General features: G+C 62.7%; 16 protein-coding genes and 1 tRNA gene. 9 read left to right on the top strand and 8 right to left on the bottom strand.

Features of this window, described 5'->3' with window-relative positions:
- The 4 genes from EK373_RS06195 to EK373_RS06180 all read right to left on the bottom strand — a co-directional run bounded on the left by EK373_RS06195 (position 1) and on the right by EK373_RS06180 (position 3442).
- Positions 1-555: an RNA polymerase sigma factor gene (locus EK373_RS06195; protein ID WP_129641844.1), complete on the bottom strand. Its 555-nt coding sequence runs from the start codon at positions 553-555 to the stop codon at positions 1-3.
- A 77-nt stretch (positions 556-632) separates the two neighbouring features.
- On the bottom strand, positions 633-1406 hold the full coding sequence (gene xth, locus EK373_RS06190; RefSeq protein WP_129641843.1) for an exodeoxyribonuclease III: 774 nt from the start codon (positions 1404-1406) through the stop codon (positions 633-635).
- A 7-nt stretch (positions 1407-1413) separates the two neighbouring features.
- Complete coding sequence (locus tag EK373_RS06185; protein WP_129641842.1) at positions 1414-3243, bottom strand: DUF885 domain-containing protein; 1830 nt, start codon at positions 3241-3243, stop codon at positions 1414-1416.
- Positions 3244-3366: 123 nt separating this feature from the next.
- Positions 3367-3442, bottom strand: a tRNA-Gly gene (locus EK373_RS06180).
- A gap of 97 nt (positions 3443-3539) precedes the next feature.
- Here EK373_RS06180 and EK373_RS06175 point away from each other — a divergent pair.
- The 3 genes from EK373_RS06175 to EK373_RS06165 all read left to right on the top strand — a co-directional run bounded on the left by EK373_RS06175 (position 3540) and on the right by EK373_RS06165 (position 5719).
- Positions 3540-4442 carry a LysR substrate-binding domain-containing protein gene (locus EK373_RS06175; protein WP_198683099.1) on the top strand — a complete coding sequence of 301 codons (903 nt, stop codon included), beginning with the start codon at positions 3540-3542 and terminating at the stop codon, positions 4440-4442.
- The gene (gene trmB / locus EK373_RS06170) at positions 4439-5155 is read left to right on the top strand and encodes a tRNA (guanosine(46)-N7)-methyltransferase TrmB (protein ID WP_129641841.1); all 717 of its coding nucleotides are present in this window, start codon (positions 4439-4441) and stop codon (positions 5153-5155) included. Before EK373_RS06175 ends, trmB begins: the two co-directional genes overlap by 4 nt.
- Positions 5156-5386: 231 nt before the next feature.
- A complete protein-coding gene (locus tag EK373_RS06165) occupies positions 5387-5719 on the top strand; it encodes a DUF6763 family protein (protein ID WP_129641840.1) in 333 nt (110 codons plus the stop codon).
- Positions 5720-5751: 32 nt separating this feature from the next.
- Here EK373_RS06165 and EK373_RS06160 read toward each other — a convergent pair whose 3' ends face one another.
- Positions 5752-7032, bottom strand: coding sequence for an AmpG family muropeptide MFS transporter (locus EK373_RS06160; RefSeq protein WP_129641839.1), 1281 nt, complete (start codon positions 7030-7032; stop codon positions 5752-5754).
- 105 nt (positions 7033-7137) lie between these two features.
- Between EK373_RS06160 and pyrE the strand changes: the two genes are divergently transcribed.
- Together pyrE and EK373_RS06150 are read left to right on the top strand one after the other, a co-directional pair.
- Positions 7138-7770 carry an orotate phosphoribosyltransferase gene (gene pyrE, locus EK373_RS06155; protein ID WP_129641838.1) on the top strand — a complete coding sequence of 211 codons (633 nt, stop codon included), beginning with the start codon at positions 7138-7140 and terminating at the stop codon, positions 7768-7770.
- 134 nt (positions 7771-7904) lie between these two features.
- Positions 7905-8546, top strand: a complete 642-nt coding sequence (locus EK373_RS06150) for a hypothetical protein (protein WP_129641837.1) — start codon at positions 7905-7907, stop codon at positions 8544-8546.
- 1 nt (position 8547) lies between these two features.
- Here the strand turns inward: EK373_RS06150 and dut are convergent, their stop codons facing one another.
- Complete coding sequence (gene dut / locus EK373_RS06145; protein ID WP_322095814.1) at positions 8548-9039, bottom strand: dUTP diphosphatase; 492 nt, start codon at positions 9037-9039, stop codon at positions 8548-8550.
- A complete protein-coding gene (gene coaBC, locus EK373_RS06140) occupies positions 9029-10276 on the bottom strand; it encodes a bifunctional phosphopantothenoylcysteine decarboxylase/phosphopantothenate--cysteine ligase CoaBC (RefSeq protein WP_129641836.1) in 1248 nt (415 codons plus the stop codon). Before coaBC ends, dut begins: the two co-directional genes overlap by 11 nt.
- A gap of 224 nt (positions 10277-10500) precedes the next feature.
- Here coaBC and radC point away from each other — a divergent pair, with 224 nt between their 5' ends.
- The 3 genes from radC (at position 10501) to rpmG (ending at position 11725) form a co-directional block, all read left to right on the top strand.
- Entirely contained in the window at positions 10501-11175 is a 675-nt protein-coding gene (radC, locus tag EK373_RS06135; RefSeq protein WP_129641835.1) for a RadC family protein, read from the top strand.
- 139 nt (positions 11176-11314) lie between these two features.
- Complete coding sequence (gene rpmB, locus EK373_RS06130; RefSeq protein WP_129641834.1) at positions 11315-11551, top strand: 50S ribosomal protein L28; 237 nt, start codon at positions 11315-11317, stop codon at positions 11549-11551.
- An 18-nt stretch (positions 11552-11569) separates the two neighbouring features.
- Positions 11570-11725 (top strand): 50S ribosomal protein L33, encoded by a 156-nt coding sequence (gene rpmG / locus EK373_RS06125; RefSeq protein ID WP_129641833.1) that lies wholly within the window; start codon positions 11570-11572, stop codon positions 11723-11725.
- A 141-nt stretch (positions 11726-11866) separates the two neighbouring features.
- On the opposite strand, the gene EK373_RS06120 is transcribed toward rpmG, so the two are convergent.
- Positions 11867-13057 carry a DesA family fatty acid desaturase gene (locus EK373_RS06120; RefSeq protein ID WP_198683098.1) on the bottom strand — a complete coding sequence of 397 codons (1191 nt, stop codon included), beginning with the start codon at positions 13055-13057 and terminating at the stop codon, positions 11867-11869.
- 191 nt (positions 13058-13248) lie between these two features.
- On the opposite strand from EK373_RS06120, the gene mutM reads away from it, so the two are divergent.
- Positions 13249-14064, top strand: a complete 816-nt coding sequence (mutM, locus tag EK373_RS06115; RefSeq protein ID WP_129641832.1) for a bifunctional DNA-formamidopyrimidine glycosylase/DNA-(apurinic or apyrimidinic site) lyase — start codon at positions 13249-13251, stop codon at positions 14062-14064.
- Positions 14065-14066: the final 2 nt, after the last annotated feature.

The following is a 14066-nucleotide window of genomic DNA, read 5'->3' as shown; positions in this document are numbered from 1 at the left end:
TCACTTCTCCAACCCCCGCGCCATGTGTTCCTTGGCACGCCGCAAATGAAAACGCACCGTCTCGACACTGATCTGCAGGCTGGCTGCGATCTCCTCCTGTTTCATACCTTCGTACAGACGCAACACGAATACGTGGCGGGTACGCGCCGGCAGCTCGAGCAAGGAGCCGAGCGCCCGATCGAGCAACTGCCTTCCTTGTAAGACGCGCTCCGGGGAGAAATCGTTAGTGGGCAGCTCGCAATTTTCCAACGGGTCGTGGTCCGAGGCGTGCCGCACGGCCCGGCGCCGCACGCGATCCCGGATCACGTTGGCGGCCACCTGAAACACATAGCCTTCCAGATACTCGATGTTCTCGAAGTTCGGCCGATGCGCCAGGCGGATGAAGACCTCCTGCACCAGGTCATCGATGTCGTAGCTTTCGCGGATGCGCTTTTCGAAATAGCTGGTCAAGGGGCGGCGATAGCGCCGGTCCAGATGCACCAGGAATTCCACCGAGTCGGCCGCGGGCGGCGCGGCGGGCACGGGAGCAGCGACTTGTTTGCGCCAACGAAACATCGGGCCAGGGTTTCAGGCGGGAAGTTGCGTCGAGCTTAGAGCCGCGGCCGGCTTCCGAGCAAGCGGCCGCGCTTCGGCTAGTCCTCCAGCTCGATCCAGGTCGGCGCGTGATCGCTCGGCTTCTCCCAGCCGCGCACGTCGCGATTCACGCCCGCCGCCTTGAGCCGGCGCAGCGCCGGCGCGTTCAACAGCAAATGGTCGATGCGCAAACCGGCGTCGCGGCCATAGGCGTTCCGGAAGTAATCCCAAAAGGTATAGATCGTTGCATCCGGGTGCAGGTGCCGGATTGCGTCGACCCAGCCCTGTTCGACGATACGGCCGAACGCTTCGCGCGTCTCGACGCGGAATAGTGCGTCGTTGACCCAACGCTCGGGTTTGTAAACATCGTTGCCGGTGGGAATGACGTTGTAGTCGCCCGCCAGCACGACGGCATTGCCGCTGCCTATCAACTCGGCCGCGTGCACACGCAAGCGCTCTAGCCAGCGCAATTTGTAGTCGAACTTCTCGCCCGGCGCAGGATTGCCGTTGGGCAAATACAAACATCCGACGATCACATCGCGCACCACCGCTTCGATGTAGCGGCTGTGCAGATCCTCGGGATCGCCCGGCAAGGCGCGACGGATCTCGGTGGGCTCGCAGCCTTTGCTGAGAATGGCGACGCCGTTGTAACTCTTCTGCCCGTGCCAGATCACGCCATAGCCCAGCTCGCGAATCGCGGCTTCGGGAAATTTTTCCGACGGCGTCTTCAATTCCTGCAGGCACGCCACGTCGGGCGATGTTTCCTGCAGCCAGCGCTGCAGGCTGGGCAAGCGGGCGTGAATGCTGTTGACGTTATAAGTCGCGATCCGCATGAGTCGGTCAGCCTTGGGCGATGAATGCGTCGATGTTACGAGCGAGCACCACCATCGGCACGTCGCCGCCCATCACCACCGCATCGTTGAACTTGCGGAAGTCGAACTTGTTGCCGAGCGCCTGCTGCGCTTTCTTGCGCAGTCGGTTGATCTCGCTATGACCCACTTTGTAGCCGCACGCCTGGCCCGGCCACGCGCAGTAACGATCGACTTCGCTCGTGACCTCGTCGAGACCCGAGCCATTGGTGCGAGCGAACCACTCGATCGCCTGCTGACGAGTCCAGCGTTTGGCGTGCAGTCCGGTATCGACGACCAGACGGCAGGCGCGGAATGCAATCGACTGCAGATAACCGAGCCGACCGAACGGATCGTTGTCGTAAACACCGAGCTCGCCGGCGAGCTGCTCGGCATACAACGCCCACCCTTCGGCGAACGCGTTGAACGCGAGCAGCGAACGGAACAGCGGCAGCTTGAATGTATATTCGCCCTGCCACACGTGACCCGGAATCGACTCGTGATAGGTCAGCGTCGGCAGCGCATAGGTGGTCCACAGCTTGGTCGTGTGCAGGTTGATCCAGAACTTGCCCGGCACCTTGCCGTCGATCGTGCCGGCGCCGCCGTAGGCTCCGGGCGCGCCCGGCTCCACTTCCGGCGCCATGCGCGTGATCTCGAGGTTTCCTGGCACGAGCGTTGCGAATGCGCGCGGCAATCGTTTGCGAATGTCCGCAACCCGATCGTGCAACAGGGCCATGATCTGCTCGCGCCCCTGGTCGTTGTCAGGAAACAGGAAGCGCTCTTGCTTGCCGAGCGCCGTCATGCGCTCACCCACCGTTCCCTGCGTCAGGCCCTGAGCTTTTAGAATCACATCCATCTCGGACTGCAACGCACGCAGTTCTTGCTGGCCGAGCTCGTGGATTTGATCCGGCGTCATGCGCGTCGTCGTAGCCGCGCTCAATGCCCATGCGTAGTACTCGTCACCGCGCGGCAGTTTCCACACGCCCGCATCGCTGGTGGCTTTCTTACGATGCGCCTCTATTTCGGCGAGCTGACGCTGCAGCGCCGGTGCAATCTTGTCCTGCGCAATCTTGGCCGCCTTCGCTGCGTAGTCGCCTTTCATGTTCTTGGTCCGGTTCGCCAACGAAGTGACGAGCGACCACTCGGCAACGTTGCCGCCGCTGGCCATGCGCAATTGCTTGAGCGTCTTGTCGAGCAGGAAGTCCGGCGCGATCACGCCTTGCGCGGCGGCTGTGTGCAAGCGGCCGGTCTCGCCTTCGATCTGCCCGGCATAGGCTTCGAGCCGCGACAGATAGGCGTCCGCGTCCGCCGGGGTTGCAATCGTGTGGCGCGTGTCGAGCAGGCTCGGGATTTCGAGGAAGGCGCCGGTGTTCTGAGCGCACACGTAAGGCGCGTTCCGATACGACCAGTTCTGATTCAAGGTCGCGACATCGCCATACGGAAACGCGAAGCCTTCAGTGGCGAACTCATGCGAAGTGCGCATGACGTCGACGTCGATCCGAGTGGCATCGCTGAGATTCGACGTATCGATGGCCTTCAGTCGCTGCAGACGTTTCGCGGCCCGCTGCGCGATGGCTCGCTGACCCTCGGCCGAGCGGTCGCTCAGCTTTGCCTTCAACGGCGCGCGCGGCCCGGTGTCGATGCCCAAGCCGGTGGCGCTTTCCGGATAGTCGACCATGATTTCTTCGGCCAGCTCGGCGAGCAGCGCCTCGGCGGCCTTGTCGGCGCCGGACGGGCTGTTGGCCCGAACGGCGGCCGGCAGGTGGGCCACGGCCAGGGCGGCCCCGGTGCCCACTAGGAAATCGCGACGGCTGGCGGTCATCTGAAAGCTACCCCTTTCGAATAAAATACAAGCCGCCGCGGCAACGAGGTGCCGTGAAGCTTGCGGCAAGGTGAGGTGTGCTGAGGATCCAGGCGGGATCCATGGGGACCCGGGCCTGGAATCTGGAGCGGGCGACGGGTCTCGAACCCGCGACCTCAAGTTTGGGAAACTTGTGCTCTACCAACTGAGCTACACCCGCGTTTGGCCGATTCTAGGGGGTGCGGTGCCGCCGATCAATTGGCGGTCGGATTGGGCGGTATACTGCCGCTCCTCGATTCACCCCGCCGATGTCTTCCGTGGCCCTGAGATTCGATTTACGTGACCTGGAGCTGTTCGTGGCCGTCGCCGATGCGGGCAGCATCGCGCGTGCCGCCGAACGGTCGCACACCGTGGCGTCGGCGGTCAGCAAGCGGGTCTCCGACCTGGAAGACAATCTGGGCTGCCCGCTGTTGCTGCGCGGGGCGAAAGGTGTCGAACTGACCGCGGCTGGCCATGCGCTGCTCGCAAGAGCCCGCGTACTGCTGCACCAGGCCGGACAGCTGGACGATGAGATGCGTCGTCATGCCTCGGGCACGCGTGGCTACGTGCGGATGTTTGCAAACATTTCGGCCATCGTCGAATTCCTGCCGGACGCACTCGCTTCGTTCGCCAGACAGCACCCCGACATTCACGTTCATCTCGAAGAGCACGTGAGCTCGGCGATCGCCGCGGCGGTCGCGGACAACTCCGCCGACCTGGGCATCGTCAGCGAGTTGCCGGCGATCGACGGTCTCAGCACGGTGCCGTTCCGGAATGACGACCTGGTGGTCGTGTTGCAACCCGATCATCCGCTGGCGAAGCACCCCTCGCTGTCGTTCGCGGAGTTGATCGATCAGCCGTTCGTCGGCCTGCACGCCGGGAGCTCGTTGCACCGTTTGCTGACGCGCGCGGCCACGGAAGCGGATCGATCGTTGAACTGGCGCGTGCAAGTAACGAGCTTCGATGCGGCCTGCGCGATGGTGGCATCCGGACTCGGCGTCAGCATTGTGCCCAGAGCGGCGACCAGTGCTTACATCCGCTCGTTGTCGCTCGCATCGGTGCCGCTGACCGATCCGTGGGCGCACCGACAATTGTTTCTTTGTATTCGCAGCGGGGCGCCGATGCACTCGGCTGCGAAATTGCTTTACGACCATCTGCAATCCCACGCCATCCAGAAATGACCCCGGAAAAGTCTCAAGATCCGCCCTCGCGTCGCACCGTCCGCAGTTTCGTGATTCGCGGCGGCCGTCAGACCGCCGCCCAACAGCGCGCGATGGATGAGCTGTGGCCAAGCTACGGGGTTGAATTCAGCGAGCAGCCGGTCGATCTGGATCGAGTGTTCGGTCGTCAGGCGCCGCGCATGCTGGAGATCGGCTTCGGCGCCGGCGAAGCCTTGCTCGCCTTCACCCAAGCGCATCCCGAGCTGGATTGCATCGGTGTGGAAGTTCACAAACCCGGCGTCGGTCACCTGCTGCTGGGCGCGGAAGCGGCCGGGCTGAAGAATCTACGCGTGATCTGTCACGACGCCGTCGAGGTGTTACAACAGCAGCTCGCGCCCGCCTCGATTCAGCTGATCCATATTTTCTTTCCCGACCCCTGGCACAAGAAGCGCCATCACAAACGGCGCCTGATCCAGCCGGTATTCGTCGAACTGCTGGCGCGAGTGCTGGCGGTGGGCGGCACATTGCGGCTGGCGACGGATTGGGAACATTACGCCCTGCAGATGCGCGAAGTGATCGATGCTTCACCCTCATTCGCGAATGACGCGCCCGAGACAGGTTTCGTCACCCGCAGCGAGGAGCGCCCGCTCACGCGTTTCGAGCGGCGTGGCCAGCGACTGGGCCACGGCGTCTGGGATCTGAGCTACACGCGCCTGGCGTCACCATCACAATAAAGTCACATTCGGCATCGCTAGAAAAAAGTTCACGTTGCGCCTTGAACACCACGTGAGACCGACGCTGTTGTGAGGGTGATTTCGTAGCGCCGGGTTGATGCCTTGCAGAAAAAATCCCACTTGAATCCCGCGCGGCGCAGGTCTAAAACAAACGTCGATATATAGCGCGTGTCGCCTGACGCAAGGATGCTTCCGCAAGGAGGCTCCCTCACTCCTGCCGGAGGATGGTCAATGACTTCGCCGAGCCCAGTCGTGGGTGATTGGTATCGCCGCTTTAATGGCGCCCTGTTCGAAGTGGTTGCGATCGATCGCGACGACGGCACTGTGGAAGTGCAACACTTCGATGGCACTCTGGAAGAGTTCGACCTGGAGGCTTGGGAAGAACAGGACTTCGAAGAGGCACAAGCCCCGGAGGACTGGACCGGCTCGGTCGACGTCGAGCCCGAGGACTATGAGTCCGACCGGGAGATCACCGCCGCCGGTTCGTGGGTCGATCCGCTGATGAGCCTGGATCGCTCGGAAGCCTCGGGCTATTCCGAGTGGCCGTCGCCGCGGGATTTATAAACTCTCGAAATATTTCTAATTCAGCCCCGCGCTCAAGCGCGGGGCTGGTCGAGCAGTTTGATCTTCTCGCGCATCAGCCAGGCCAGCGCCAATCCTGGCAGAGCCAGCAGCACGCTGATGACGTAGTACATGTCCCAACCGGCATGATCGGCGATCCAACCGGCCGGGCCGCCGAGCAAATATCGCGGCGTCAGCGCTATCGCGGACAGCAGCGCATATTGAAACGCACTGTAGCGCACATCACACAGCGCCATGATGAGCGCGACCGACGCAATGTTGCCCATGGCGCCAGCCATGTTGTCGATACTCACCGCCGCGATCATCAGCGGGTAGCTTTTGCCCGTCAGGGCCAACGCGTAGTACAGGAAGTTGGACGCAGCCTGCATCGCGCCGAATATCAGCATCGACTTCAGCAGGCCCAGGCGCACCATCGCGATACCGCCGAGAATCGAGCCGATCACCGCGCTCGCCGTGAACAGCGCTTTCAACACCAGTGCGATTTCGGTCTTGGTGAAGCCCACATCCATCATGAAGGGCGTGAACAGCCGTAGCGCGAACGCGTCACCCACCTTGAACAGGATCACCAGAGCGATGAAGGCGACGGCGCTCGGCGTGCCCAGCAGTTCGCGCAACGGCACGACCAGCGACTCCTTCAGCGTGCGCGGCGGCTGATGCTCGTAGTGAGGCTCGGGCGCCAGCAGTGTGCCGAGACAGAAGGCGGCCATGACCGCTGCGAGAATCAGAAACGCCGGCTTCCAGCCGAGATAGTCCGCGACCACCAGTGCGAACGCCGCCGCCAACCAGGCCGAAGTTCGATAGCCCAGTTGGTTGGCCGCGGCCGCCAGCCCTCGCTCGTTGGGTTGCGCGACGTCGGTTCGATAAGCATCGAAGGCGATGTCTTGAGTCGCCGAAAAAAACACGATGGCCACGGCGCACACTGCGATCGGGGTCAACGACACTGCGGGGTTTTGCAACGCGAACGCCCCGATCGCCAACGCGAGACCAAGCTGCGTGAGCAGGACCCACCCGCGCCGTCGCCCCAGAAACGGCAGCGGATAGCGATCGATCGCCGGCGCCCACAGGAACTTGAGCAAGTAAGGCAGCGCGACGTAGGACAGGATGCCGATGTTCGTATTGCTGACGCCGCTGTCCTTCAGCCAGGCCATCAAGGCGGCTTCGGTGATCTGATTCGGAAACCCCGAAGACGCGCCGAGCACCATGATGGCGATCATCTTCGGACTGGCCAGAATGTCGCGCCACTTGGGTTTGGGTGCGGCCGTTGCCGGTGTCGTGCTCGCTGCCACTGTGCTCATGGCGGGCGATTATAGAAGGCTCGCCGCCGCACATGGCTGAACCCGCGAGAAATCAGGCTTGATCTATATCCGACGTCGCGCGCAAATCGACTACCATTCCGCGTCATGCGCTCTTTCATCGATCTCTGTCTGCAGCTCGGCGTGCTGCGTTTCGGCGAGTTCAAGCTCAAATCCGGCCGGGTGAGCCCGTACTTTTTCAACGCCGGCCTGTTCAATTCGGGACGGGCGCTGGCGGAGCTCGGGCGCGCCTATGCGCAGGCCATTCAGAGCGCGGGCCTGGAGTTCGATGTGCTGTTCGGCCCCGCCTATAAAGGTATTCCGCTGGTCGCGACCACCGCAGTGGCGCTGCATGACCAGCACGGCCGCGATGTTCCCTGGGCTTTCAATCGCAAGGAAGCCAAGGACCACGGCGAAGGCGGCAACATCGTCGGCTCGCCCCTGCGCGGCCGGGTGCTGATCGTCGACGACGTGATCACCGCAGGAACGGCGATCCGCGAAGCTACCGATATCATCCGCGCCGCCGGCGCACAGCCCGTCGGGGTCATGCTCGCGCTGGACCGGCAGGAGCGCGGCCAGGGTCAGCTGTCCGCCGTTCAGGAGGTGGAACAGACATTGCAGCTACCGGTGACCAGCATCCTGCGACTGGCCGACCTCATCGACTATCTGAGGCAGAGCGGAGATGCGGCACAACTGGCGGCAATCGAGCGTTATCGCGGCGAATATGGTGTGTCGGGCTGAGAGAATGCGCGGCTCAACGGTGCAGCTCAGTGCACGCCGGCGCGACATCGCCAGTGACAAAAACTGTCCAAAGTTGACCCAACGGCGCGCTCCGGCACAATAACCATTCAGCTCCACGGGAATATTTCAAACCGATGCGCGGGATTCGCACACTGCCGATCGTTGTCGCACTAGTCGCATCGGGCGCTGCTTTCGCGCAAAAGGCACAACGGGGCAACGAAGCCTATTTCCGGTGCAAGGACGTGAACGGCCAGCAGCTGTTCAGCGACAGCATGCCGATGGGCTGCCAGGGCCAGGACACCGAGGTGTTGAACGCGCACGGCACGGTGCTGAGAGTGATCGAAGGCGAGCGGACGCGTGCCGCCCGGCTGGCGCGGGAAGCCGGCGAAAGCCTCGAACGCAAGCAGAAGCAGGAACGCGAGCTGCGCGACCGCATGCTCCTGGAAACGTATCTGAGTGTTGAAGACATCGAGCGGCTGCGCGATCAACGCCTCGAGATGCTGGTCGCCCAGCACCGCGCCACCGAGCAAACCATCGTCAACATGCGCGAGCGCCAGAGCCGGCTCGAAAGTCAGATCTCGCGCTTCAAACCTTACAGCTCGAAGCCCGGCGCACCGCCGCTGCCGGACCATCTCGCCGAGGAGATGGTCAACACCGTGAACAGCATGAAGGTGTATGAGGAATCGCTGCAGAAGAACCGGGCCGAGCAAGCCCAAGTCGAAGCGAGCTTCAGCGCCGACATCAAGCGCTTCAAGGAATTGAAGGGAATAAACTAGCTCAGCCGCGGCCCGAGCTGCCGAAGCCGCCGGCGCCACGCTCGGTGGCGACGAATTCGTTCACCACGTCGAACTCGACCTGCACCACCGGCACCACGACCAGCTGCGCGATGCGCTCGCCCGGTTGGATCGTGAAAGTGCTTTGCCCGCGATTCCAGCACGACACGAAAATCTGGCCCTGGTAATCCGAGTCGATCAGTCCCACCAGGTTGCCGAGCACGATGCCGTGCTTGTGGCCGAGCCCCGAGCGCGGCAGCACGATGGCGGCATAGGCCGGATCGTGCAGATAAATCGCGATGCCCGAAGGAATCAGCTGGGTATCGCCGGGCTTCAATTCGAGCGGCGCATCGACACAGGCGCGCAGGTCCACGCCCGCCGAGCCCGAGGTCGCGTATTGAGGCAAGGGATATTCGCTGCCGATCCGAGGATCGAGCACGCGAATCTGCAAACGACGGCGAGCGCCGTCGCCGGAGGTCATTCCATCAGCGGGCATGAGCGGTCAAAGCAGGCGTTGAGTTTTGGTTTTGGGTCGTGCCGCGCGCCCGATAGCGCTCGGCGATCAGCTCGACCAGCTGGCGCGCCAGGGCCGCTTTGCTGGTCAGCGAAAGCTCGCGTTTGCCATCCTGCCAGTAGACGGTGAGAGCATTGTCGTCCTTATCGAACGCCAGGCCGTCACCGACCTTGTTGGCGGCAATCATGTCGAGGTTCTTGTTGATGAGCTTGGTCAACGCATTGCGCTCGACGTGCTCGGTCTCGGCCGCGAAGCCGACCAGGAACGGCTTGTGCTCGCCTCGCGAGACGGTAGCAAGAACATCCGGCGCGCGCGCCAGTGCAAGATTCAATGTGTCGCTGGTCTTCTTGATCTTCTCGCAGGCGATCTCTCGACAGCGATAATCAGAAACCGCGGCCGCGGCGATGAAGATATCGGCGCCGACGACGTTGCTCTGAACCGCGCTCAACATTTGTTCCGCGCTTTCCACGTCGACGCGCTCGACACCGCGCGGTGTCGGAATCTGCACGGGGCCACTCACCAATATGACGTGAGCGCCTGCTTCGCGTGCCGCTTCAGCGACCGCGTAACCCATCTTGCCCGAGCTGCGATTGCTGATGAAACGCACCGGATCGATCTTCTCGCGAGTCGGACCCGCCGTAACGACGACCTTGAGTCCCTGCAGCGGGCCCGCACCACCGCGAGTGGTAAAAACCTCGGCGGCAATTTGCGTCGGCTCGAGCATGCGGCCGACACCCACTTCACCGCACGCCTGCTCGCCGCTCGCCGGGCCGAGCACGCGCACGCCGCGCTCTTTCAATATGCGAATGTTTGCTTGAGTGGCCGGATTCGCCCACATCTGACGATTCATCGCCGGCGCGATCGTGATCGGCGCAGCGGTCGCAAGACACAGCGTCGTCAGCAGGTCTTCGGCAAAGCCGTGCGTGAGCTTGGCGATGAAATCGGCCGTCGCCGGAGCGATCACGATCTCGTCCGCCCAGCGCGCCAGCTCGATGTGCCCCATCGCGGCTTCGCTGCTCTCGTCCCACAGGTCATCGCGCACCGGCTTGCCGGAAACCGCCTGGAACGTGAGAGCCGTGACGAATTGGAGGGCCCCGCGTGACATCACGACCTGGACTTCGGCGCCCTGCTCCATCAATCGGCGCACCAGATCGGGACTCTTGTAAGCCGCGATTCCGCCCGTGACACCCAGAAGAATTTTGCGAGGCTGCGAGCTCATGAACCGGATTATGGGGGCGACCCGGGAGCCCGGCAAACGTCGCTGTCGCATGGAGCCATTCCGCGCAGATATGGACGATTGCTGGCCCGCATAGCGCAACTTGGCGGCGAAAAGCTGACCATTTCGAGCCAAAGCCGCGCCAAATCGAGCCGAAAGCGCCGCCCCGCCGGCCGGCAGACTAGCGCGTCCGGGCAAGGCGTCCGGAGCATCGCCGGGAGACAAGGATGTCGATTCGCAACTGGCCGGAGCACGACCGGCCGAGAGAAAAACTGTTGAAGATCGGCGCGGCAGGACTGAGCGAGACCGAATTGCTGGCCATCCTGCTGGGCGCCGGGGTTCGAGGCCGAAGCGCCCTGGACGTGGCCCGAGATCTGTTGGCCGATTTCGGATCGCTGCGCGCCTTTTTGACTGCGGACCGCCTGAAAGTCTGCAAGACGCGCGGTTTCGGCCCGGCCCGGTATGTAGTGCTCCAGGCAGCGCTGGAGCTGACCCGACGGCACTACCAGGAACTGATGACGGTCGGCTCGGCACTGGAGAACCCCCAGGCCACACGGGAGTTCGTCCAGCTTCGGCTGAGAGACCTGCCGTACGAGGTTTTCTGCTGCCTGCTGCTCGATTGCCGCTACCGGGTGGTCGGTTTCGAGGAGCTATTCCGCGGCACCATCGATGGCGCCATCGTTCACCCTCGCGAAGTCCTGCGACTGGCCCTGTCGCGGAACGCGGCGGCGCTGATCCTGGTCCATAACCATCCTTCCGGCATCGCCGAGCCCAGCCCGGCCGATCGGAGCATCACCGTCCGCCTGAGAGACGCGCTCGCCCTGGTCGACATCCGGGTTCTGGACCATCTGATCGTCGGGGACGGGGTCTGCGAGTCCTTCGCCGAGCGGGGCTGGCTGTAAAAGGATGCCTTTCAGGCATTTTCGGGGCGCGGACGACTTCCCTAAGCCCGCCGCTGCTGGTATAAAGCGCGACTCGTTTTTAGGCCCCCGGTCCCATTAATTTAATGTGAGCCGCGTGCCTCAGATTAGGTACTCCGCCATGTCCAGAGTCTGTCAGATCACCGGCAAAGGGCCGATGACCGGTAACACCGTGTCACACGCCAACAACAAGCGTCGTCGCCGCTTCCTCCCCAACCTGCACGTGCAGCGTTTCTGGGTCGAGAGCGAGCGCAAATTCGTGAGCCTGCGCGTGTCGACCCGCGGCCTGCGCACGATCGAGAAGAAGGGCATCGAGACTGTCGTTGCCGAACTGCGCGCCAAGGGCGTTGCGGTCTAACCGGTAGGAGGCTCAGCCATGCGCGAAAAGATCAAGCTCGTGTCCACGGCCGGCACCGGCCACTACTACACCACCACCAAGAACAAGCGCCTGCATCCGGACAAGATGGAAGTGCGCAAGTTCGACCCGAAGGCACGCAAGCACGTGGCCTACAAGGAAGCGAAGATCAAGTAAGTCGAGCTGGCCCGCTGGCGGCGGGTTGCTTGCTGAATCTGTGAAAGGCCCACCTCGGTGGGCCTTTTGCTTTTGGCGGGAAATAAAAAGCCCGCCTTTTGGGCGGGCTCTTCCGTCGGCACTGAGGCCAACGCCTGGAGATCAGGCGGCGTGCGGCTGCAGCGGCATCGAGTAGCTGCGCAGGGTGCCCGCGAAGTCTTGGAGCACCTTGATGCGGCTGGCCTCGGCCTGCGCGATCAATTCCCGCAGGTGCTGAATGAGCTTTTCATTGCTCATATTCGCGCCGCTCCACATCACCGCGAGGCGCTCGCGGAATTCATGGACGGTCTTGAGCGTCTGATTGGACGCCAGCACTTCGCTCAACCGCGACTTCGCATTCACGTCCAGCAAGGCCGGCTCGCGAACCAGCAACTTGCGGACCCGGCTGCTCAACGCGCCGCCGGCGTTGCCCAGTTCTTCGCGGAAGACCGGCAAGGTCACATTGCGGGTGTAATCCCGCAGCACGTGCATGCGATTCACGATCACCGCGCGGACGTTCTCCAGATCGATGTGCACGCGAGGCTCGACCTTCACCGGTTCAGGCGCGGTCCTCAGCACGCGGGCCAGGCCGAGCGTCTTGAAGACGCGGATGTAAAGCCAGCCAATATCGAATTCCCAACGCTGCACCGAGAACTTCGCCGAGCTCGGGAACGCGTGATGATTGTTGTGAAGCTCTTCGCCGGCGAGCAGCAAGCCCCAGGGCATCACGTTGCGAGCGGCATCGGCACACTCGAAATTGCGATAGCCGTAGTAGTGGCCCACCCCGTTGACCACGCCGGCCGCGAGCAGCGGATTGGCCATCAACTGCGCCGCCATGATGATGATGCCCGGCACGCCGAACAGCAGCAGATCGACGACGATGAGCAGCACGATGCCCATGTTCCGATACTTGGAGTAGACGTTGCGCTCCATCCAGTCATCGGGCGTACCGCGACCGAACTTCTCGGTCACTTGCGGATCGCGGGCGGCGGCCTGATACAGCTCGGCGCCTTCCAGCAGCACTTTCTTCAAGCCGACGATGACCGGGCTGTGCGGATCCTCCGGCGTCTCGCAGCGCGCGTGATGCTTGCGATGCACGGCGACCCATTCCTTGGTGACGATGCCCGAGGTCATCCACAGCCAGAAACGGAAGAAATGGCGTAGCGCGGGGTGCAGATCGAGGCTGCGATGGGTGGCGTCCCGGTGCAGGTACAGCGTCACGCCCATGAACGTGATCTGGATCAGCACGAAGGTCACCAGCACGTATTCCCAGAAGCTGAGATTCAGAATGCCGTACAAGAAGTCTAGATTCACAGGCGCCCCTGCAAGGCTGCAAAGCTTATAGGATTCAAAAAAAACCAGGCTGCCGGACTATAACCAACCCCGAAAGCCCCCACAAATGAGCCATTCCCTGAGCACCAGCAACGCACCGGCGACAGCTATGTTCGAGCCGAACCGGCGACTTTCAATGCGCGGAGCATGGCACCGCTATCATCGCCATCGTCATGCCTGAATTACCTGAAGTAGAAACCACCCGACGCGGCATCGAATCCTCGGTCGTCGGCCGGGTGATCGCGAAAGTCGTCGTCCGCGAGCCACGACTGCGCTGGCGGATACCGAAACAGCTGCCTGAACTGGCCGCCGGGCAGCGCGTGGTTCAGCTGCGACGGCGCGCCAAGTATCTGGTGTTCGATCTCGAGCGCGGCAGCATGATCCTGCACCTGGGCATGTCGGGCAGCCTGCGCGTTCTGCCGGCAGCAACGCCGCCGTCCATGCACGATCACGTAGATATCGTGATGAATACCGGCCAATGCCTGCGATTCAACGATCCGCGACGGTTCGGCAGCCTGCTATGGGCCGAGGACGATCCGCTCCAGCACAAATTGCTGAAATCGCTGGCGCCGGAACCGCTGTCGGAGGAGTTCAACGGTGAATATCTGGCGCGGGCTGCGAAAGGCCGCAGCGTCGCGATCAAGCAATTGATCATGAACGGCCAGATCGTGGTCGGCGTGGGAAACATTTACGCGAGCGAAGCGCTGTTTCGCGCCGGCGTTCGGCCGCGCCGCGCGGCGGGGCGGCTGACGCGGCCCGAATTCGACGCACTGGTCAAATCGATCAAGGACGTGCTGAACGATGCGATTCGCGCCGGCGGCACGACCTTGCGCGACTACATCAACCCGGAGGGCAATCCGGGTTACTTCCGCCAAAAGCTGTACGTTTACGAGAGGACCAAAGATCCGTGTCGAGTGTGCAAGACGCCGATCAAACATTTCGTGCAGGGGCAGCGATCGACGTACTTCTGCCCGCAGTGTCAGAAGTAGCG

Origin of the sequence: Peristeroidobacter agariperforans, assembly GCF_004138335.1 — a bacterium.
Taxonomy (GTDB): domain Bacteria; phylum Pseudomonadota; class Gammaproteobacteria; order Steroidobacterales; family Steroidobacteraceae; genus Steroidobacter; species Steroidobacter agariperforans.
This window is presented reverse-complemented; position numbering and strand designations above follow the sequence as displayed.